The organism is Streptomyces sp. YS415, from assembly GCF_023544665.1.
Lineage (GTDB): Bacteria > Actinomycetota > Actinomycetes > Streptomycetales > Streptomycetaceae > Streptomyces.
On sequence record NZ_JAMJFL010000003.1, the window covers coordinates 1 to 21,502 of the forward strand.

The following is a 21,502-nucleotide window of genomic DNA, read 5'->3' on the forward strand; positions in this document are numbered from 1 at the left end:
GCTGACCGGCCGAGGCCTGGAAGGCTTCTACCGAGCGGGACGGCGCCTGCTCTCCCGGTGCCAGGTGCGCGTCGCCGGACGCGAACCCCTCCCCGTGCACGCCCGGATGACCGCCGCGGACCAAGCCCGCTTCGTCGGCACCCTCCGCGCCGCCCCCGACGCAGGCCCTGACCCCGACATCGTCGTCGAGCGCGTCCGCCACGCTGACGGCACCGAGCAGATCACCCTGCACAGCTCGGCCCCGCGCCCCCTGCGCCTCCCGGTCGAAGTCGCCCTCGGCACCGACCTGGCTCCCCTGGGCGCCATCGCGTCCGGCACAACCGGACCCGAACTGCCCGCCACCGTCCACGACTCCGGCCTGCGCTGGACCTGCCCTTCGGGCACCTCGGCCGTCACGGCCCACCCCCCGCCCACCGACGCCCTGGCCTCCGCCGGTCTGCTGCGCTGGGAGTTCGAGCTGCCCCCCGGCGGCAGCGCCCAGGTGGAATTGCGGGTCCGACCCGAGGGACCGGGACCCCTCCGCACCGTGGGCCGGACCTCGGCCACGAACCCGCTGGCCGCCGCCCGGGCCGCGGGCGACCACCCCGGCGTCCAGCCACTGCTGCACACCTGCGTCGAAGACCTCCAGTCCCTGCTGCTACGCGACTCCACCCATCCCACTGACATCCACCTCGCCGCCGGAGCACCCTGGCGCTGCGGACTGGCCCCCGCCGAAGCCCTGGCCGCAGCCCGGATGACCCTGCCCCTCGGCACCCGGCTCGCGGCGGGCACACTGCGCACCCTGGCCCGCACCCAGCTCAGCGGATCCGGGCCCCGGTCCGGCATGATCCCCGGACCGCGCAGGGACGCCGGCCCTCATCTCCCCCCAAGCTGCACGGCCACGGAAGCCACCCTGCTCTTCCCGGTCCTCCTCGCCGAAGCCCGCCGCTGGGGACTGCCCGAGAAGGAGACCGAGGAACTCCTCCCTGCCGCCGAGAACTGCTTGACCTGGCTGCGCAGGACAGTGGGCGACGACACCTACCTCTGCGACCCCCACCCCGGCGGACCGCAGCGCTGCGAAACCCAGGCCCACGCCCACCGTGCGGCGCTGCTCGGCGCGGACCTGCTCGACACCTTCGGCAGACCCGGCGGCGCCGAGCTACGGCACTGGGCGAGGAGTCTGCGGACTGCCTTCCAGCGGGACTTCTGGATCGACGACCTGGGTGGTGGCCGACCCGCGGGAGCCCGCTCCCCGGACGGACGGCTCGTGCCGCACCTGGGCTCCGCCACGGCCCACCTCCTCGACACCGGCCTGATCGGCGGGGGCGAACCGGCGCCCGGGCTGCTCGACAAGGTGCAGACCGAACAGCTCGCCCGACTCCTCGGCGGCCCGGCCATGGACTCCGGCTGGGGTCTGCGCGGACTCGGTGCCAAAGAGACCGGGTTCAACCCGTTCGGGCACCGCAGTGGCGCCGTACGCACTCACGAGACCGCCGTCGCCGTCGCGGGCCTGATCGCCGCAGGCTACGAGAGGGAGGCGACCGGGCTGCTGCGCGGCGCCCTCGCGGCCGCCGAGACATTCGGCCACCGGCTCCCGGAGATGTACGGCGGACAGCAGCGCACCGACGCCGGCGCACCCCTCCCGCATCCCGCGGCCTGTCGACCTGCTGCCACCGCCGCGGCGGCCGGAGTCCTCCTGCTGACGACGCTCGCCGGCATCCGCCCCGACGCCCCCGCCGGCACCGTCACCCTCCGCCCCGCGGCCGGGGCGCCACTCGGAGAGATCGTTCTCACCGGGCTGCGCGTCGCGGGCGCCCCCTTCTCCGTGCGGGTGAGCCGACTCGGCCTCGCCATGGTCGAGGAGGCCGCCGACGGCCTGCAACTGGGCGCGTGACCTCGTACGGCAGCCCGCCGGAACATCGGACGCCCGACCGATCACGGACGAAACCCGGTCAGGGGACAGACCACCGAAGGAGACCTGCGATCCGAATCTCTGACCGCACTCGATCAGGGAGCAGACCAACGAACGACACCCGCGCCCGGGATATCTGACCGCACCCAATCAAGGAACAGCCCACCCACCGACACCCGCGACCCGGATCTCGGACCGAACTCGATCAAGGAACAGCTCCCCGAACGACACCCGCAAAACCGATCACCGGCCGCACCCGAACATCGTCCCCCACGACCGGCGAAGGGAGTGTTTATCGTCAGGAAGACGACTATGATCGCGGCATGCCCTACGACCCGTCAGCCTTCCCGCCCTTCGCCGTCACCGTGGACCTGGTCGTGCTGACCGTGCGTCGGCATGCCCTGTGCGCGCTGGCGGTCCGCAGGGGCGAACCGCCGTTCCAGGGCCGCTGGGCCCTCCCCGGCGGATTCGTCAGGGCCGACGAAGACCTGGCGCAGGCAGCGGCACGCGAGCTGGCCGAGGAGACCGGCATGCGCGCCCACGACCCCGCCGTACCCGTCCATGACAACGGCGCCCACCTGGAGCAGCTCGCCACCTACGGCGACCCCAAGCGGGATCCGCGCATGCGCGTCGTCAGCGTCGCCCACCTCGCCCTCGCCCCCGACCTGCCCGCCCCCCGCGCGGGCGGAGACGCCAGCAACGCCCGCTGGGCCCCGGTCGAGGAACTGCTCCAGCAGGGCGGCTACGGCCGCGAGGACGAACCCGTCGCGCCGCTCGCCTTCGACCACGCCCAGATCCTGGCCGACGGCGTCGAGCGCGCCCGCTCCAAAATCGAGTACTCCTCGCTGGCCACCGCCTTCTGCCCCACCGAATTCACCGTCGGCGAGCTGCGCCGCGTCTACGAGGCCGTCTGGGGCGTGGCCCTCGACCCGCGCAACTTCCACCGCAAGGTGACCGGCACCCCGGGCTTCCTCGTCCCCACCGGAGGCACCACCACCCGCCAAGGGGGACGCCCCGCCCAGCTCTTCCGGGCCGGCGGTGCCACCCTCCTCAACCCCCCGATGCTGCGCCCGGAAGTCTGAGACGAGCACCGGGAGCCCGCAGCCGCCCCCGGGCCCGCACGCGAACGGCGGACGGCGAACAAGGATCCGAGCGCATCGACTGCCGCCCGGGGAACGGGCCTTGCGGTGCCCGAAAAACCGGACATAGCGCGCTATCTTGCTTCGGGTGATCCAGGCCTTCGGACTGACCAGCGACCCCCGCAAGGAGCTTCCGCCCGCCGTCGACGACGTCTCCTTCGAGGCACACGCGGGCCGTGTCACCGCGCTGCTCGGCGCCCCCGGCGCGGGCAAGACGACAGCGCTCAGACTCATGCTCGAACTCCAACACGGCCGCGGGCTCACCTACTTCAGAGGCCGCCCCCTGCACCGCATCGCGCACCCCTCCCGTGAGGTGGGCGTCCTCCTCGGCGATGTTCCCGGCCATCCCGCCCGCACGGTCCGCGGCCACCTGCGGATGCTGTGCGCCGCCGCCGGCGTCCCCGTACGCCGCGCCGACGAAGTCCTCGAAGTCGTCGGCCTGGTCAGTCTGCGCGACGAACGACTCGGCACCCTGTCCCGCGGCATGGACCGCCGCCTCGGCCTGGCGTGCGCCCTCCTCGCCGACCCCCACACCCTTGTCCTCGACGACCCCGCCGACGGACTCTCCGCCCGCGAGAGCCGCTGGCTGCACGGCGTCCTGCGCGCCCACGCCACGCAGGGCGGCACGGTCCTGCTCACCACCGCCGACCCCAAGGAAGCCGCCCGCACAGCTGACCGCGTCATCACCTTGGAGCAGGGCCGGCTCGTCGCCGACCAGGACGCCGCCGACTTCGCCCGTACCCGCCTGCGCCCCCGCGTCGCCGTCCGCACCCCCCACGCCACCCGCCTCGCGGCCCTCATCACGAAGGACGCGCGCACGGCACAGCGCTCGGTCGAGGTCGTCCGCGAGGGTGGCAACCGCCTCTCCGTGTATGGCAGTACCTGTGCCGACATCGGCGAACTGGCCTTCCGGCACGACGTCCTCGTGCACCAACTCGCCGACGAAGTGGGGGACATGGGCCCCAGGGTGGCGGCGAGGGGAGAGGGGGGCGACGCCGTGGGGCAGGTGGAGGCCGGGCAGGGAGCCGGCGAGGAGGGGGGCCATGGGCCCGCCGAGAGGAGTCCGGGGGCCCCCTCCCCCCTCCCCTCCCTTCCACCCCCCATCTCCGTCCGCTCCGCCCCCTCCCCCCTCCGCCCCCTCCGCTACGAGATCCGCCGCGCCGCGGGCGTCGGCACCACGTTCCTCACCGCTGCCGCCGTGCTCGTCGTGTCGGCGCTCACCGCGCTGGTGCTCGCGCGCATCGGGCACACCCCGCAGGCCCGGCTGCTGGCTGCCTGGCCGCGTGAGCTGCCGTTGCCGCCCGCGGCGCTCGGGGCGGGGCTGCTGGGCGCGCTGGCCTTCGGCGACGAGTTCCGCCATCCCGCGCTGGCGGTGGACCGCGGCACCGTGCCCCGGCGGCTGGGGCTGCTGGCCGCCAAGCTCCTCGTCTCCGGGGTCACCGCGCTGTCGCTGGCTCTTCTGACGGTGGGGTGTGACGCCGAAGTGCTGTATCTCGTATACGGACGGGAGGTGGCAGAGGTTCCCGCGGACTGGCTGGTGTCGGGGCTGAGTTGGATCGGGCTGGTGGTGGGGTGCGCGTGGGCCGGTGTGCTGGCGGCGGGGGTGTTCCGGTCCACGAGTGCCGGGCTCGCCGTCGTGGCGGCGGTGCCCGTCCTCGTCGTACCGCTGGTGCACAAGGTGCTGGAGGGGCCTGCGGTGCGGTCGGCGGCCGGTTTTCCGCTGCGGCTCAGGGAGGTGCTGCTGATGCAGTGGCCCTTCGGGGGAGAGCGGTATCTGGCGGCTGCGGCGCGTGTGATCGCCCAACCCGTGGGCGGTGCGCTGATGTTGTCGCTGACCGCACTGTTGTGCGCGTATCTGCTCACGACCCTGCGCGGCAAGGTCCGATGACGACCGTCCGCCCGCTTTCAGCACCCCCTGTGCGCACAACTCCCCGGGGAAAGCCCATTTCTTTCCGATAAGGCGTCAATTGCGACGGGGTGAGCGATCACCCTTTCGTGTGCTTTTCACCAAAGACCTCAAGGGAGTTGAAGAGAGCGCCGACAAAGGATCCGTGAGTACCCTTGCGCACACCATGATGACCGCCGCCCGCACCGCCGACTCCGGTCTCGCCGGCCCGGGCGAACTCGACCGCTACCCCTACGCCGAGGCCCCTGTCGCCGACCGCGTCGTGACCCCCTCATGGGACGGCGCGGACCAGGAGCTGGGCCGCGTGGGCCGGCGCGCCGCGGGCCGCGGACGCGGACTGCACGGCCAACTCGTCCAGCAGCTCGGCCAGATGATCGTCTCCGGTGACCTCGGTGCCGACCGCCCGCTGGTCCCCGAGGAGATCGGCCAGCGGTTCGAGGTCTCCCGCACCGTCGTCCGTGAGTCGCTCCGCGTCCTGGAGGCCAAGGGCCTGGTCAGCGCCCGGCCGAACGTCGGCACGCGCGTGCGTCCCGTCAGCGACTGGAACCTGCTCGACCCGGACATCATCGAGTGGCGGGCGTTCGGCCCGCAGCGCGACGACCAGCGGCGTGAGCTGACCGAGCTGCGCTGGACGATCGAGCCGCTGGCCGCGCGCCTGGCCGCCGGTCATGGCCGTGCGGACGTCCAGCAGCGGCTGGGTGACATGGTGGAGATCATGGGCCACGCCATGGCGCAGGGTGATGCCCTGACCTTCTCCCGGGCCGACGCCGAGTTCCACTCGCTGCTCATCCAGGTCGCCGGCAACCGCATGCTGGAACACCTGTCCGGGATCGTGTCGGCCGCACTCCAGGTCTCCGGTGGACCGATCGCGGGATGCGACCGTCCGAGCGACGCCTCGCTCGCGCACCACGCCCGGATCGCCGACGCCCTCGCCGCGGGTGACGCCACGGGCGCGGAGACGGCGATGCGGCAGCTGCTCATGGTCCACCCCGAGGTGGAGCGCGTGGTGCCCGCCCCGCGCGAGCACTGAGCGCGCCCACGTGCGGCGCGGCCCGGCGATGCCTCCCCCTCCTGTGGCATCGCCCGGCCGGCGAGCCGCCTGCCGTCGGACCCCGCAGGATCACCCGGATCCTGCGGGGTCCGACGGTCCGACGGTCCGACGGTGCGGTGGGATGACGGGATGACGGCGCGGTGGCGCACGGCGGCTGGGACGGCGAAGCTGACCGCATATGCCAGTATCTGACCGTTTTTGAGCGCTTACGGGGTGTGACTCGGGCCACGCAGATTGGGCGTAACGCTCGTGGGAGCAGCGCGATGACCTAAGAGGTGACAGCCGCGGAGGGAATACGGACGCCGTACACGGCGCTGTGCATCTTCCCGGCCCCCGCCCGCACCGTCGGCCCATCCCCAGGCCGGTGGTCGGCTCCTGTCCGCTGTGGACGGGGCCGGAAGCCGTTTTCCAACGTTCCGAGAGGTTGTTCGTGTCGGCCAGCACATCCCGTACGCTCCCGCCGGAGATCGCCGAGTCCGTCTCTGTCATGGCGCTCATCGAGCGGGGAAAGGCTGAGGGGCAGATCGCCGGCGATGACGTGCGTCGGGCCTTCGAAGCTGACCAGATTCCGGCCACTCAGTGGAAGAACGTACTGCGCAGCCTCAACCAGATCCTCGAGGAAGAGGGTGTGACGCTGATGGTCAGTGCCGCGGAGCCCAAGCGCACCCGAAAGAGCGTCGCAGCGAAGAGTCCGGCCAAGCGCACCGCCACCAAGACGGTCGCGGCGAAGGCTGTGACCGCGAAGAAGGCCACCGCCACCGCCACGCCGGAGGCCCCCGCCGCCGAGGCGGCCCTCGAGGACGAGGCGCCCGCGAAGAAGGCCGCTGCCAAGAAGACCACGACCGCCAAGAAGGCGGCCGCGAAGAAGACCGTCGCCAAGAAGACGGCGGCCAAGAAGACCACCGGCAAGAAGGACGACGCCGAGGTCCCCGAGGAAGAAGTCCTCGAGGAGGTCAAGCCCGGCGAGGAGCCCGAGGGCACCGAGAGCGCCGGCTTCGTGCTCTCGGACGAGGACGAGGACGACGCGCCCGCCCAGCAGGTCGCCGCCGCCGGTGCCACCGCCGACCCGGTCAAGGACTACCTCAAGCAGATCGGCAAGGTCCCGCTGCTCAACGCCGAGCAGGAGGTCGAGCTCGCCAAGCGCATCGAGGCCGGTCTGTTCGCCGAGGACAAGCTGGCCAACGCCGACAAACTCGCCCCCAAGCTCAAGCGCGAGCTGGAGATCATCGCCGAGGACGGCCGCCGCGCCAAGAACCACCTCCTGGAGGCCAACCTCCGTCTGGTGGTCTCCCTGGCCAAGCGCTACACCGGCCGCGGCATGCTCTTCCTGGACCTCATCCAGGAGGGCAACCTCGGTCTGATCCGCGCGGTCGAGAAGTTCGACTACACCAAGGGCTACAAGTTCTCCACGTACGCCACCTGGTGGATCCGTCAGGCGATCACCCGCGCCATGGCCGACCAGGCCCGCACCATCCGTATCCCGGTGCACATGGTCGAGGTCATCAACAAGCTCGCGCGCGTGCAGCGCCAGATGCTCCAGGACCTGGGCCGCGAGCCCACCCCGGAGGAGCTGGCCAAGGAACTCGACATGACCCCCGAGAAGGTCATCGAGGTCCAGAAGTACGGTCGCGAGCCGATCTCCCTGCACACCCCGCTGGGCGAGGACGGCGACAGCGAGTTCGGTGACCTCATCGAGGACTCCGAGGCCGTCGTCCCGGCCGACGCGGTCAGCTTCACGCTCCTGCAGGAGCAGCTGCACTCCGTCCTCGACACCCTGTCCGAGCGCGAGGCGGGCGTCGTCTCGATGCGCTTCGGTCTCACCGACGGTCAGCCGAAGACCCTCGACGAGATCGGCAAGGTGTACGGCGTGACGCGTGAGCGCATCCGCCAGATCGAGTCGAAGACCATGTCGAAGCTGCGCCACCCGTCGCGCTCCCAGGTGCTGCGCGACTACCTCGACTAGGCCGCGGCCCTACGACGCACAAGGCCCGGTTCCCCCACGCGGGAGCCGGGCCTTTCGCGTGCCCGCGCGAGTGCGGGGCACGGCGGCGTGGATCACGCTGGGTGTCTCAACAACAGCCCTGCGTGAGGAGTGCGCATGCGTCGTCCCCTAGTCCGGGCGCTGGCCGGGCCGCTGGTCCTGGCTGCCGCCGCGGCCGTCATACCGCTCGCGTCCGCCGCCCCGGCGGCCGCCGACAACGTCGTCGTCGGAGGTTTCCCGGTCGAGATCTCCGACAGCCCCTGGACCGTGGCACTGTCCAGCCGTGACCGGTTCGGGGGTACCCGCTCGGGCCAGTTCTGCGGCGGCGTGGCCGTCGGCCCGACCACCGTGCTCACCGCGGCGCACTGCCTGGACGAGGACGTCCTCGGGGGGCCGCCGGCCCAGCTGGCGGACTTCAGGGTCATCGCGGGCCGCACGGACCTGCGCACGAGCGAGGGCCAGGAGATCAAGGTACGCGAGACCTGGGTGAATCCGGCCTACGACGACGCCACCAATGTCGGGGACTTCGCCGTGCTCACGCTGGCCGAGCCCTTGCCGAAGGGGTCGGTGATCCCGATGGCGCCGGCCGGGGATCCGGCGTACGTGGCGGGCACCCGGGCCATGGTCTACGGCTGGGGTGACGCGACCGGCAGCGGCGACTACCCCGCGGGCCTGCGGGCGGCCCGCCTGCAAGTGCTGTCCGACACCCTGTGCAAGCGGGCCTACCCGGGCGGCGCCGGCGGTTCCTACAGCGCCGAGAGCATGCTGTGCGCCGGGGAGGTGCGAGGCGGTCCGGACGCCTGCCAGGGGGACAGCGGAGGGCCGCTGGTCGCCGGGGGGCGGCTGGTCGGTCTGGTGTCCTGGGGAGGGGCCTGCGGTGTCGCCGGCAGTCCCGGGGTGTACACGCGGGTGTCCCACGCCCTGACGAAGCTGGGCTGGGACGCCGGCACCCGCAGGAGCTGACAGGGCCGCTGCGGGCCTCTCAGGGCCCTGGGAGGGCCGACAACGCGTACGGGCGGCTGCCCCTGGTTATCAGGGGCAGCCGCCCGTACGCCGGCCTAATGCCTGGAGCTGGCTCGTCGTGGACGCGAGTTGTCAGCGCTCTTCTTCGGAGGCGGTGGCCGGAGCGGCCGTCAGTCGCTCCGTCTCGTCCTGTATCTCAGCGGCGATCTTCTTGAGTCCCGGCTCGAACTTGCGACCGTGGTGGGCGCAGAAGAGCAGTTCTCCGCCGCTCAGCAGGACGACGCGCACATATGCCTGAGCGCCGCAACGGTCGCAGCGGTCGGCGGCCGTCAGCGGGCTCGCGGGGGTCAGAACAGTAGTCACGTCGCCTCTTCTCTAGCTCGACGAGCTGTCGTACCAGGGTCAACATCCAACCAGCCCGAAAACGTTCCCGCTCGGGGCTTTTCCTTGAAAAATCTTTCCAGGTGGCCGGCTGTTGCCGGTTGGCGGCGAATGTGCCGTATTGCGTGTCTGTGTGTCGTACGGGTTCGCGCTGTCGGTCAGTGGTCGGTCCTCCCGGCTGGATTGCCGGTTTGTTCATGAGGACGTGCCCGGAGCCTAAATGGTTCATGCCCCGAAGGGAACGTGATATGTACTTCACTCCATCGAGGGATCGAACACCTATGCGACGCTGCACTAGTCTGCCAAGAGACGAGGGTGGCGTTACATCGGCTCTACCAGGCCTCGGTACCCTCTGAGCGGCAACCGAAGCCGCGCCCTTACCCCAAAGGGCACCATCTGAAATTCAGCGAGGAGCGAACCGCGTGACCGCCGAGACGTCCGTGCCGTCCACAGCGCTGCTGGCAGGAGCAGACCGGGACGGTTCCAACTACACCGCGCGGCACCTCCTCGTCCTCGAGGGCCTCGAGGCGGTGCGCAAGCGCCCGGGCATGTACATCGGCTCGACCGACAGTCGCGGCCTGATGCACTGCCTGTGGGAGATCATCGACAACTCCGTGGACGAGGCCCTCGGGGGCTACTGCGACCACATCGATGTCGTCCTCCACGACGACGGCTCGGTCGAGGTCCGGGACAACGGCCGGGGCATCCCCGTCGACGTCGAGCCCAAGACGGGCCTGTCCGGCATCGAGGTCGTCATGACCAAGCTGCATGCCGGCGGCAAGTTCGGCGGCGGCTCCTACGCCGCCTCCGGCGGCCTGCACGGCGTCGGCGCCTCCGTGGTGAACGCCCTGTCCGCGCGGCTCGACGTCGAGGTGGACCGCAGCGGTCACACCCACGCCATCAGCTTCCGGCGCGGCGTCCCCGGAGCCTTCGCCGGCGACGGGGCCGACGCGAAGTTCGAGGCCAAGAGCGGGCTGCGCAAGACCAAGAAGATCCCCAAGAACCGCACCGGCACGCGCGTGCGCTACTGGGCCGACCGCCAGATCTTCCTCAAGGACGCCAAGCTCGCCCTGGAGAACCTGCACCAGCGGGCCCGCCAGACGGCCTTCCTGGTGCCCGGCCTGACCATCGTCGTGCGCGACGAACTCGGCCTCGGCCAGGACGGCAGCAAGGGTGAGGAGTCCTTCCGCTTCGACGGCGGCATCAGCGAGTTCTGCGAATACCTCGCCACCGACAAGCCGGTCAACGACGTCCTCCGCTTCTCCGGCCAGGGCACCTTCCGGGAGACCGTCCCGGTCCTGGACGAGCACGGGCAGATGACGCCCACCCAGGTCACCCGCGAGCTCGACGTCGACGTCGCCATGCGCTGGGGCACCGGGTACGACACGACCCTGAGGTCGTTCGTGAACATCATCGCCACCCCCAAGGGCGGCACCCATGTCGCGGGCTTCGAGACGGCCGTCACCAGCACCATGAACGAGGTGCTGCGCGCCAAGAAGCTGCTGCGCGTGGCCGAGGACGACATCGTCAAGGACGACGCCCTGGAGGGCCTCACCGCCGTCGTCACCGTGCGCCTGGCCGAACCGCAGTTCGAGGGGCAGACCAAGGAGGTCCTCGGCACCTCGGCGGCCCGCCGCATCGTGAACAACGTGATCACCAAGGAGCTCAAGGCGTTCCTGACGTCCACCAAGCGGGACGCGGCCGCCCAGGCCCGGGTGGTCATGGAGAAGGCGGTCGCCGCCGCCCGTACGCGCATCGCGGCCCGCCAGCACAAGGACGCCCAGCGCAGGAAGACCGCCCTGGAGTCGTCCTCCCTGCCCGCCAAGCTCGCCGACTGCCGCAGCGACGACGTGGAGCGCAGCGAGCTGTTCATCGTGGAGGGGGACTCCGCGCTCGGCACCGCCAAGCTCGCCCGGAACTCCGAGTTCCAGGCGCTGCTGCCGATCCGCGGCAAGATCCTCAACGTTCAGAAGTCGTCCGTGACCGACATGCTGAAGAACGCCGAGTGCGGCGCGATCATCCAGGTCATAGGAGCGGGCTCGGGCCGCACCTTCGACATCGACGCGGCCCGTTACGGCAAGATCGTCATGATGACCGACGCCGATGTGGACGGCTCCCACATCCGCTGTCTGCTGCTGACGCTGTTCCAGCGCTACATGCGGCCCATGGTCGAGGCGGGACGCGTCTTCGCGGCCGTGCCGCCGCTGCACCGCATCGAGCTCGTCCAGCCCAAGAAGGGCCAGGACAAGTACATCTACACGTACTCGGACCGGGAACTGCGCGACAAGCTCATGGAGTTCCAGACCAAGGGCATCCGCTACAAGGACTCGATCCAGCGCTACAAGGGCCTCGGCGAGATGGACGCCGACCAGCTGGCCGAGACCACGATGGACCCGCGCCACCGCACCCTGCGCCGCATCAACCTCTCCGACCTGGAGGCGGCCGAGCAGGTCTTCGACCTGCTGATGGGCAACGACGTGGCACCGCGCAAGGAGTTCATCTCGTCCTCGGCGGCGACCCTGGACCGTTCGCGCATCGACGCGTAGGCGCCGCGCCCGGCGAGAGAGGGGGTGGGCACAGCGCAGGCCGTGCCCGCCCCGTTTCATGGCTTCCTCCGGGACAAATCACCTGATGGGGTGAAAGGCGAGGGGAACAAGAGTCGGGGATCTTCCCGTTCTGCCCATCCTTGGGCATGCAGTCAAGCAACGGTCGCTCCCACGCGCGCGTGCGATACGACGACCCCTGGTACGACGCGCTGGCCTCCGGCTGGGGTGAGGCGGACGCCGCTGCCGACGCCGTCCCCGAGGCCCGCGAGGAGGGTGCGAGGGCCGCGGCCGACATCTACCTGGAGGTGCAGCGCAGCGCCGCCTTCCAGGAGGTGCGCAGCCGGTACCGGAGGTTCGTGGTCCCGGCCGTCATCGGCTTCCTGGCCTGGTACCTCGCCTACGTCGTGGCCGCCACCATCGCACCGGGACTGATGGCCCGGCCCGTGGCCGGCGCGGTGAACGTGGCCATGCTCGCCGGGCTCGGACAGTTCCTCTCCACCTTCCTGCTCACCTGGGCCTACGCCCGGCACGCGCGCCTGCGCCGGGACCGCGCCGCGCTGGACCTGCGCTGGGACACCCAGGAGCTGACCCGGTGCGCGAGGGGCGGCCACAGGTGACGGGCGACCAGCAGACCCTGGCGCTGCTGCTGTTCAGCGCGTTCGTCGCGGTGACCCTGGCGATCACGACCTGGGTGAGCCGCCACCGGCACGGTTCGGCCGAGGAGTTCTATGCCGGCGGCCGGCTCTTCTCGCCGCTGGAGAATGGTTTTGCCATCGCGGGCGACTACATGTCGGCCGCCTCCTTCCTCGGCATCTCCGGGCTCATCGCGCTCTACGGCTACGACGGGCTGCTCTACTCGGTGGGCTTCCTCGTGGCCTGGCTCGTCGTGCTGTTCCTGGTCGCCGAACTGGTCCGCAACTGCGGCCGGTTCACCCTCGCCGACGTGGTCGCCGCACGGATGAGCGAGCGGCCCGTCAGGATCGCGGCGGGAACTTCCTCGGTCACCGTGTCCGTTCTGTATCTGGTGGCGCAGATGGTGGGTGCGGGCAGCCTGGTCGCGCTGCTGCTCGGCGGCCAGGGCGAGGCGGCGCAGACCTGGACCGTCATCGGCGTCGGCGCGCTCATGGTCATCTATGTGTCGTTGGGAGGGATGCGGGCCACCACCTGGATTCAGATCGTCAAAGCGGTCCTGCTGCTCGGCGGCACCATCACCCTGACCGTGCTCGTCCTGGTGCGCTTCCACGGCGACTTCGACGCACTGCTGCTCACCGCGGCCGAACGCAGCGGCCACGGCGAATCGTTCCTGGCGCCCGGACTCAAGTACGGCGCCGACTGGACCGCCCGCTTCGACTTCATCAGCCTCGGCATCGCCCTCGTCCTCGGCACCGCGGGGCTGCCGCACATCCTGTCCCGCTTCTACACCGTGCCCACCGCCCGCGCGGCCCGGCGCTCGGTGGTCTGGGCGATCGGACTCATCGGCGGCTTCTACCTGATGACGATCGTCCTGGGCTTCGGCGCCGCCGCGATCGTCGGCACCGACGAAGTGCGCGGCTCGAACGCCGCGGGCAACACGGCCGTACCGCTGCTGGCCCTCGATCTGGGTGGCGGGGCGGAATCCGCTGGTGGAACGGTTCTGTTCGCGGTCGTCGCCGCCGTCGCCTTCGCCACCATCCTCGCCGTGGTCGCCGGCATCACCCTCGCCTCCTCCGCGTCCGTGGCCCACGACCTGTACGCCTCACTGCGGCGCCGCCACGCCAAACCACGCAGCGAGGTCGCCGTCGCCCGGGTCGCCGCGGTCGGCATCGGCGTCGTCGCGATCGCCCTCGGCCTGCTCGCCCGCGACCTCAACGTCGCCTTCCTGGTGGGCCTCGCCTTCGCCGTCGCCGCGTCCGCCAACCTGCCCGTGCTGCTCTACTCCCTGTTCTGGCGCGGCTTCACCACCCGCGGCGCCGTCTGGTCGGTGTACGGCGGCCTGATCCCGGCCATCACACTCGTGCTGCTGTCACCGGTGGTGTCCGGCAGTCCCGAATCGCTGTTCCCGGGCGTCGACTTCCAGGTGTTCCCGCTCCAGAACCCCGGCATCGTCTCGATCCCGCTCGGCTTCCTCGCCGGCTGGCTCGGCACCGCCACCTCCGCCGAGGTCCCCGACGAGGCCAAGCACGCGGAGACCGAAGTGCGGTCGCTCACCGGGGCGGGAGCGGCCTAGCCCGTAACGGTGCCGCCGGAGACAACGGCGCGCCGGATCCGTATGGACAGGGGGTACGGCCGCTTCCCCCGCTCCCACCACCGGCCATGCCCTCAGGCGCGGGTCGCCCACACGTAACGGTGTTCCGGGCGGCCCGCGTCCCCGTACTTGAGGGTGAGCCGGGCCCGGCCGGTGCGCTCCAGGAGCTTCAGGTAGCGCTGGGCGGTCTGGCGGCTGACGCCGGTGCGGTCCGCGATCTCCTGGGCCGACAGGGCGCCTTCGGCGCTGATCAGGCAGCGGCGGACGAGGTCGGCGGTCGTGGGGGAGTGGCCCTTGGGCAGCGCCGGCTCCGACGGCGCGGACAGCGCGCCGAAGATCCGGTCCACCTCGGCCTGTTCGGCCTCGCCGCCGCCGTCGAGCGTGCGGCGCAGCTCCGCGTACGCCTCCAGCCTGGTGCGCAGGCCCGCGAAGGCGAAGGGCTTGACCAGGTACTGGAGCGCGCCGTGCCGCATCGCCTCCTGCACGGTGGAGACGTCCCGGGCCGCCGTCACCATGATCACGTCGGTCCGGTGGCCGCGCCGCCGCATCTCCCGTACGACCGACAGACCCGTCTCGTCGGGCAGGTAGTGGTCCATCAGCACCAGGTCCACCCGGGGCAGCTCCTCGACCTGCCGCAGCGCCTCGGCCGCACTGTGCGCCTCGCCCGCCACGTGGAAGCCGGGCACCTTCTCGACATAGGCGGCGTTGACCCGCGCGACCCGTGTGTCGTCGTCCACGACCAGGACCTCGATCATCGCGACTCCTCCTCGGCGGTGCGGGGGGCCATGGGCCCGGTGAGGGCCGGTTCGACGTCCGGCTCGGTGAGCGCGTAGGGCGCCGGCTCGGTGTCCGGCTCGGTGAGCGCCTCGGGCAGTACGACGGTGAACTCCGCACCGCCCCCCTGCGCCTGATCGACGGTGGCGGCACCGCCCTGCCGTTCCGCGAGCCTGCGCACCAGGGGGAGACCGATCCCGCGCTCACGATGGGCCGGCGCCTCCTTCGTGGTCCAGCCCTCCGTGAAGACCAACTCGCGTTGCGCCGCAGGAATGCCCGGCCCCGTGTCCCGCACCCTCAGGACGGCCGCGCGCCCCTCGGTGCGCAACTCGACCTCCACGCGCGCGTGCGCCGTCCCCGCGACCGCGTCCAGGGCGTTGTCCACCAGGTTGCCGACGATCGTGACGATGTCCCTGGGGTCGATCAACCGGTCCGGGAGCCGCGTCCGCTCCGACACCAGCAGCGCGACCCCGCGCTCCGCCGCCACGGTCGCCTTGCCCACCAGTAGCGCCGCCAGCAGCGGGTCCTGGATCTTCTCGGTGATCTGTTCCGCGGTCACCCTGTGGTCGCCCACCACCTCGCCGACGAACTCCATGGCGTCGTCGTACATCTCCAGCTCCAGGAACCCGAGCAGCGTATGCATGCGGTTGGCGTGCTCATGGTCCTGGGCGCGCAGGGCGTCGATCAGACCGCGCGTGGAGTCCAGCTCCCGCCCCAGCTGCTCCAGCTCCGTGCGGTCGCGCAGGGTGGCGACGGCGCCGCCGTCGTCGGTGGGCATCCGGTTGGCGACCAGGACGCGCCGGCCGCGCACGGTGAGCAGATCGGTGCCCGTGACCCGCCCGGCCAGCACATCGGTCGTACGGCCCTCCCCGAGCGCCTCGTCCAGGGAGCGGCCGACGGCCTCGTCACCGATGCCGAGCAGCCGGCGCGCCTCGTCGTTGAGCAGCCGGACGCGGCCCGCGCGGTCCAGGGCGACGACACCCTCCCGGATGCCGTGCAGCATCGCCTCGCGCTCCGCGAGCAGCGCCGAGATGTCGGAGAAGGCCAGGTCCCGCGTCTGCCGCTGGACCCGCCGCGAGATCAGCCAGGCGGCCAGCGCGCCCACCGCCAGCGCGCCGCCCGCGTACGCCAGCAGCTCGGGTATCGCATGGATCAGGCGGGCCCGGACGCTGCCATAGGCGATTCCGACCGAGACCGCGCCCACGATGTCCCCGTTGCTGTCGCGCAGCGGTACCTTGCCGCGGGCGGTGCGGCCGAGGGTGCCGTCGTCGATCTGCATGACCTCGTGACCGGCCAGGGCCTGTCCGGGGTCGGTGGACACCGTCCTGCCGATCTCGCCGGGCGTCGGATGCGACCAGCGCACGCCCCGCCCGTCCATCACGACGATGTACTCGGCCCGGGTGGCCTTCCGGATCCGCTCCGCTGCCCGTTGGACGGGGCCGCCGGCCGTCGGGGGCGTGTTCACGACGTCCTCGGCGATCTGCGGCTGGACGGCGGTGGTCCGGGCGATGGCGAGGGCCCGGCGCATCGCCTGGTCGTCGAGCTGATTGCCGAGCGGCGCCAAAAACAGCCCGGTCGCGAGCACCGCGACTCCCGCCGCGATGGCCACCTGCATCAGCAGCACCTGCGAGAACATCCGCCGCGGCAGACCGAGGCGCAGGCGGCGCGCGGGGGCAGTGGGGCTCATACCCCAGACCGTACGTTGACGCGCTGGGAGCACCGAAGGGGATGTGGCCCGGATCTCCTGATCAATGGCGGACGGACCGGTCCACATCAACGGTGGACGGACCGGTCCACAGCAACGGTGGACGGCCGGTCCACAGTAACGGTGGACGGGCGGGTCCACATCAATGCTGGACGGGCCGGTCCACAACGACGTCAGCCCGCCAGTGCCGTCGCGCCCGCCAGCTCCCGCACCGCGACCACGTCCATCTGCGAGGGCGAGCCCAGCACCGAGGCCGCGCAGCTCTCCGCGCGGGGCGGCAGCGCGGCCCCCTGGGCGACGATCACATGCCAGTGGCGTCCGTCGGTGTGCGCGACGGTCACCGTCCAGCGCGGCGCGGCGCCCTCCGTGCGGACGACACTCAGCGCATCCGCCGCGTACTCACCCAGGGCACTGCGCACGGCCAGCTCGGCCGCCTGCCCCGGCCGCTCCCACGCGGAGTTCCCGCGGCATCCCTCGACGACTATCCGGTCCTGCCGCACCTGATGGAGGATCTCCCGCACGGAGTCCGCATCGGCCCGGCCGTAGGCGTAGCCGTACGGCAGGACGAGCAGCGTCGGCGAGAAGCGATGTCCACCCAGATGGGTGACCTCCCAGACGCCGCCGACGCCGGAGGCGTCCAGTTCGGCGGCGAGGGGGCGGCCGAGGAGGGCGCAACAGCGGTCCCGCTTGCCGTTGGTGCACACGAGGGCGAGCGGGTCGCCCGTGTACGGGCTCGCCCCGAGCGCCGAGTCGAAGGAACCGGCGTCGCCCCTGCCGAGCGCGGCGAAGTCGAGGTCGAGCAGCCGGCGCGGATCGCGGACCGTCGTGCCGTGCAGCCAGGCATGACCAGGGGTGGTGTGGGCGGCGTACACCTGGCGTTCGACGGACGTGCTGCTGTCGGCGTGCCGTCCGGGGCGGCGGATGAGCGCCACGCGCACCCCGGTGTTCCTGGTGGCCGCCTCCAGGGCGCGGCCCAGCGCAGGGTCCAGATGGCTCGAGGTGAGCGCCTTGGCGCCCCACGGGCCGGGCTGTTCCAGCAGCAGCCAGGTCCTCGCGGTGGCCGCGGTGCCCGCGATGGGCTCGCCGAGGTCCCGGGAGTCACTTGAGCAAGTACTCACAAAGGTGAGCCTAACCTGAGTTGATCCGGAGTGGCTCACCGAACCGCTCGTGTCCTACTCGGGCAGCGGCTGCGGGGGCCTTGGTCCCACGTAGTGGCCGCTGGGGCGCATCCGCAGCGGGCGCTCGCCGTACTCCTCCAGCGCGTGGGCGATCCAGCCCGCCGTTCTGGCCACGGCGAAGATCGTTTCGCCCGCGGTGGCGGGCATACCGCTGGAGGCGGTGAGCACGGCCAGCGCCAGGTCGACATTGGCGTGCAGCGGGGTGTGGCGGGCGGTCGTGGCGACGATGTCGCGGGCCGCCGCGAGCGCCGGCTCGGCCCGAGGGATCTCCTCCAGCAGCCCGAACAGCACGCGCGCGCGTGGGTCCTCGCCCGGGTACAGCCGGTGGCCGAGCCCCGGGATGCGTCGGCCCGCCCGCAGCTCCTCGGCGATCACCGGACCCGCGTCGCCGCGGTCGAGGACGTCCAGCAGCAGCCGGTGGGCCAGTCCGCTGGCGGCACCGTGCAGGGGGCCCTCCAGGACGCCCAGACCCGCCGAGACGGCCGCGTAGGCGTGCGCGCGGGCGGACGCGGCGACGCGTACGGCGAGCGTCGAGGCGGCGAGGTCGTGGTCGACCAGCAGGGCCAGCGCCGTGTCAAGGGTGCGCAGCGACGTCTCGTCCGCCTCGTGGCCGCTGAGCCGGGCCCACAGCCGGTGGGCCAGCGGACCGGTGTCGCGGTGATCGCGCCGCACCGGCGGCAGGGCGGCGACGAGGGTGGGGATGAGGGCGCGCGCGGTGCCGAGGACGGCGTCCTCGGACAGGTCGAAGCGCAGGGGGTCCGCCGTCGCGGCGGCGACGGCCGCGACCCGCAACCGGTCGGTGGGGCCGGCGTGTTCGGGCAGGGCGTCGACGGCACGGCGGGCAGCGGCGACCGTGGCCCTGGGGGCCTCGAAGGCGATGCCGGGGCGCAGCCGCCCGGTCCACAGCCACTCGGCGACCTCCTCGTAGGAGTGGCGTACGGCGAGCTCGGCCGCGTCCACGCCCCGGAAGTAGTACCGGTCCGTGTCGATGAACGTGATGCGGGTGCGCACCGACAACTCACCGCCCGACCCCGAAGTCCCGCTGCTCTCACGCCGGTTGCGCCGCGCGAGCGCCTCGACCTCCTGTGCGTCGAAGGTGCTGCCCCGGCCGCTGGCCACGCGTCGGCTGCTGAGCTGGCCGCGGCTGACGTAGGCGTACACGGTCTCGGGCTTCACGCCGAGCAGTTCGGCGGCCTCTTTGGTGGTCAGCCGCCGGGTCGTGTGAGGGGAGCCGGGTTCTTGGTCGCGCATGGGGGCCACCGTATCCGCTGGACGACACATTGACGCTTGCATTGACGCAATCAATATTGACAGAGATCTAGTCAAGCATGGACAGTCGAATCAAGTGCAGGGAGGAAATCATGTCCGTCAACAGGTCGGTCCAAGCTCTCATCGAGGCGCCGAGAGGACTCGCCGGCGTCGTCGTCACCGACACCGCCATCGGTGACGTCCGAGGGCTGGAGGGCTTCTACCACTACCGCCAGTACTCGGCCGTCGAGCTCGCGCAGACCCGCGGCTTCGAGGACGTCTGGCATTTGCTGGTCCACGGCGAACTGCCGGACGCCGAGCGCGCCGCGGCCTTCGCCGCCGAAACAGCGGCCCTGCGGCGGCTCCCGGACGAAGTGCGCGCGGTCCTGCCCGCCGTCGCTGAGGCGAGTGCAAGCGCGGGAGGTTCCGGCCCGCTGGCCGGCATGCGCACCGCGCTGTCGCTGCTCGGCGCCGTGCGGGGCTTCCGGCCGGTGTACGACATCGGCGCGGACGAGCGCCGCCGGGACGCGCTCGCCGCGGCGGCCGCCGTACCGACGCTGCTGACGGCGCTGTACCGACTCGGTGAAGGGCTGGAGCCGGTCGAGCCGCGTGAGGACCTGCCGTACGCGGCGAATTACCTGTACATGTTGACGGGTTCGGTACCGGACCCGGTGCGGGTGAGGGCCGTCGAGCAATACTTGATCTCAACCATTGACCACGGTTTCAATGCGTCAACGTTCACGGCACGGGTCATCGCCTCCACCGGAGCGGATGTGGCGGCCTGTCTGGTGGGAGCGGTCGGCGCCCTGTCCGGCCCTCTGCACGGAGGCGCCCCCAGCCGGGCGCTGGACACCCTGGACGCGATCGGCACGCCCGAGCGCATCGACCCCTGGATCCGCGAACGCGTCCTCGCCGGCGACCGCATCATGGGCTTCGGCCACGCCGTCTACCGCACGGAGGACCCCCGCTCCCGCATGCTCCGCGAGACCGCCCAGCGCTTCGGCGGCCCGCGTGTGGACTTCGCCGTGGAGGTGGAGCGCCAGGTCGAGTCGATCCTCGCCGAACTGAAACCCGGCCGCGAACTCCACACCAACGTCGAGTTCTACGCGGGCGTGGTCATGGAGCTCTGCGGCCTGCCCCGCGAGATGTTCACCCCCACCTTCGCGGCGGCCCGCGTGGTGGGCTGGAGCGCCAACATCCTTGAACAGGCGGAGGACCCCAAGATCATCCGCCCGGCGGCGCGGTATGTGGGGCCGGGGGCGCCGGTGGCGGTACCCCGGCGGGCGGCCTGACGCGCGAAGCCCGGCACGGGAGCCTGCCGGGCTGCGTGCGGGGTGGATCAGGCGTCGGGGATATCGGGTTTGGCGCGCAGCAGCGTCTCGCGTGAAATGACCACGATCCGCTCGTAGTCGGCTCGTGCGGCGTCGGACGGAAGCTCGGGGTCGAGCTCCTCGGTCGCTTCGCGCCCAATGACGGCGAAGTCGCCGTTGCTGAGCTCGAAGATGTCGGGGCAGGTCTGGCCGGTGGCGCTGCCGCGCTCACGAGGGGAAGCCCCGACACGTCGCACGATCTTCACGGAGAAATACCGCCTTCTTCATGGCAAAGTGGAAAAAAGGCGTCTTCCGGGTATCGCGGTCTCCGGGCGGATCTGCGCCAGAGTTGACGATCTCTCCGAGCGCAAAGGGTGTTCGTCGGAGCGCCCGGAGAGGGCCACGCGACAACATATCGACTTTGCGCGCGTGGGGCGGCAGTTACGACGATGCGGTGGAGTGAATTTTGCGAGCGGCTCTTGACTCGCCCGCGCGCCGGAATCAGGGCACGTCGTCAGCGGGCGGACTGCCGACGACCCACCACTGCTCGGTGTCGGAGTCGGCGAGTTCCTGGATGAGTTCGTCCATCATCCGGCCCAGCTCGAACTCCTCCGAGACGGCCGGGAGGCTCTTGCGATGGTGCCGTGTCGCCGCCCAGTACTCGCGGAACACGTCGTTCTGGCACATGACCCGCAGATGTCCGTGCAGTTCGGCCAGGCTCATGGCGCCGATCCGGTGGAAGTGCAGGGCGTTGATGTAGAGCGCGTTGGCGAAGAGGAACTGGCGCCGCTTGTCCAGCGGGATCTCGGTCTCGTAGGTGTCGAGGACCGCGGCGAGGGCAGGGTCGTCCATGGCCTTGCAGAGCAGGGTCAGATGGAGTCGGTGCTGTTCGCGGAGCGCTGCTTTCTTGTGGTGGCGCGTGCTCGGTGCGGCCAGGGAGTGGCTCATGGCCACGAACCCCGCCCGCACTGCAGAACCGATCCTCCGTATGCCAGAACTCTGTGTGGCCATGTCAACCCCCGGATCAGGCGGCCGTCCGCCGGTCGTCGGGGTGCGGGTCGACTTGAGGGGACCGGCGAGCGGTGGGCGGCGCTTGCCGTCTCCCAGGGTGCCGAGCGGCTCTGATCGGCGGGGAGGCGGAGAGGAGGCGCACGGAGGGAAGCGAGGGTCGCACAGTCCGGCGCCATGCCCAACGTCTGCCCCGC

The 21,502-nt window shown here is 71.4% G+C and carries 17 protein-coding genes; 10 read left to right on the plus strand and 7 right to left on the minus strand.

The window, feature by feature from the left end:
- Position 1 precedes the first annotated feature (1 nt).
- The 6 genes from M8H82_RS04795 to M8H82_RS04820 all read left to right on the plus strand — a co-directional run bounded on the left by M8H82_RS04795 (position 2) and on the right by M8H82_RS04820 (position 8,931).
- Complete coding sequence (locus M8H82_RS04795; protein ID WP_250071144.1) at positions 2-1,873, plus strand: glycogen debranching N-terminal domain-containing protein; 1,872 nt, start codon at positions 2-4, stop codon at positions 1,871-1,873.
- Positions 1,874-2,214: 341 nt separating this feature from the next.
- Complete coding sequence (locus tag M8H82_RS04800) at positions 2,215-2,973, plus strand: NUDIX domain-containing protein (RefSeq protein ID WP_250071145.1); 759 nt, start codon at positions 2,215-2,217, stop codon at positions 2,971-2,973.
- A gap of 145 nt (positions 2,974-3,118) precedes the next feature.
- Positions 3,119-4,918, plus strand: a complete 1,800-nt coding sequence (locus M8H82_RS04805) for an ABC transporter ATP-binding protein (protein ID WP_250071146.1) — start codon at positions 3,119-3,121, stop codon at positions 4,916-4,918.
- 163 nt (positions 4,919-5,081) lie between these two features.
- Positions 5,082-5,966, plus strand: a complete 885-nt coding sequence (locus tag M8H82_RS04810; RefSeq protein WP_250071147.1) for a FadR/GntR family transcriptional regulator — start codon at positions 5,082-5,084, stop codon at positions 5,964-5,966.
- A gap of 451 nt (positions 5,967-6,417) precedes the next feature.
- Positions 6,418-7,950, plus strand: coding sequence for an RNA polymerase sigma factor (locus M8H82_RS04815; RefSeq protein WP_250071148.1), 1,533 nt, complete (start codon positions 6,418-6,420; stop codon positions 7,948-7,950).
- Between the two features lie 135 nt (positions 7,951-8,085).
- The gene (locus tag M8H82_RS04820) at positions 8,086-8,931 is read left to right on the plus strand and encodes a trypsin-like serine protease (protein WP_250071149.1); all 846 of its coding nucleotides are present in this window, start codon (positions 8,086-8,088) and stop codon (positions 8,929-8,931) included.
- 132 nt (positions 8,932-9,063) lie between these two features.
- Here the strand turns inward: M8H82_RS04820 and M8H82_RS04825 are convergent, their stop codons facing one another.
- Positions 9,064-9,294, minus strand: coding sequence for a hypothetical protein (locus tag M8H82_RS04825; protein ID WP_250071150.1), 231 nt, complete (start codon positions 9,292-9,294; stop codon positions 9,064-9,066).
- Positions 9,295-9,734: 440 nt separating this feature from the next.
- On the opposite strand from M8H82_RS04825, the gene M8H82_RS04830 reads away from it, so the two are divergent.
- The 3 genes from M8H82_RS04830 to M8H82_RS04840 all read left to right on the plus strand — a co-directional run bounded on the left by M8H82_RS04830 (position 9,735) and on the right by M8H82_RS04840 (position 14,064).
- Positions 9,735-11,858 (plus strand): DNA topoisomerase IV subunit B, encoded by a 2,124-nt coding sequence (locus M8H82_RS04830; protein ID WP_250071151.1) that lies wholly within the window; start codon positions 9,735-9,737, stop codon positions 11,856-11,858.
- A 146-nt stretch (positions 11,859-12,004) separates the two neighbouring features.
- On the plus strand, positions 12,005-12,475 hold the full coding sequence (locus tag M8H82_RS04835; RefSeq protein WP_250071152.1) for a DUF485 domain-containing protein: 471 nt from the start codon (positions 12,005-12,007) through the stop codon (positions 12,473-12,475).
- Positions 12,472-14,064: a cation acetate symporter gene (locus M8H82_RS04840; RefSeq protein ID WP_250071153.1), complete on the plus strand. Its 1,593-nt coding sequence runs from the start codon at positions 12,472-12,474 to the stop codon at positions 14,062-14,064. The genes M8H82_RS04835 and M8H82_RS04840 overlap by 4 nt, the downstream gene beginning before the upstream one ends.
- 92 nt (positions 14,065-14,156) lie before the next feature.
- Here the strand turns inward: M8H82_RS04840 and M8H82_RS04845 are convergent, their stop codons facing one another.
- The 4 genes from M8H82_RS04845 to M8H82_RS04860 all read right to left on the minus strand — a co-directional run bounded on the left by M8H82_RS04845 (position 14,157) and on the right by M8H82_RS04860 (position 18,990).
- Positions 14,157-14,837, minus strand: coding sequence for a response regulator (locus tag M8H82_RS04845; protein WP_250071154.1), 681 nt, complete (start codon positions 14,835-14,837; stop codon positions 14,157-14,159).
- Entirely contained in the window at positions 14,834-16,543 is a 1,710-nt protein-coding gene (locus M8H82_RS04850) for a sensor histidine kinase (RefSeq protein ID WP_250071155.1), read from the minus strand. Before M8H82_RS04850 ends, M8H82_RS04845 begins: the two co-directional genes overlap by 4 nt.
- Before the next feature lie 191 nt (positions 16,544-16,734).
- Positions 16,735-17,679, minus strand: coding sequence for a sucrase ferredoxin (locus M8H82_RS04855; RefSeq protein WP_250071156.1), 945 nt, complete (start codon positions 17,677-17,679; stop codon positions 16,735-16,737).
- Positions 17,680-17,733: 54 nt separating this feature from the next.
- A complete protein-coding gene (locus M8H82_RS04860) occupies positions 17,734-18,990 on the minus strand; it encodes a citrate synthase (RefSeq protein ID WP_250071157.1) in 1,257 nt (418 codons plus the stop codon).
- 110 nt (positions 18,991-19,100) lie between these two features.
- Between M8H82_RS04860 and M8H82_RS04865 the strand changes: the two genes are divergently transcribed.
- Positions 19,101-20,279, plus strand: coding sequence for a citrate synthase/methylcitrate synthase (locus M8H82_RS04865; protein WP_250071158.1), 1,179 nt, complete (start codon positions 19,101-19,103; stop codon positions 20,277-20,279).
- Positions 20,280-20,326: 47 nt separating this feature from the next.
- Here M8H82_RS04865 and M8H82_RS04870 read toward each other — a convergent pair whose 3' ends face one another.
- Positions 20,327-20,563, minus strand: coding sequence for a hypothetical protein (locus M8H82_RS04870; RefSeq protein WP_250071159.1), 237 nt, complete (start codon positions 20,561-20,563; stop codon positions 20,327-20,329).
- Positions 20,564-20,798: 235 nt separating this feature from the next.
- Positions 20,799-21,245: a DUF6082 family protein gene (locus tag M8H82_RS04875; protein ID WP_308293233.1), complete on the minus strand. Its 447-nt coding sequence runs from the start codon at positions 21,243-21,245 to the stop codon at positions 20,799-20,801.
- Positions 21,246-21,502 lie beyond the last annotated feature (257 nt).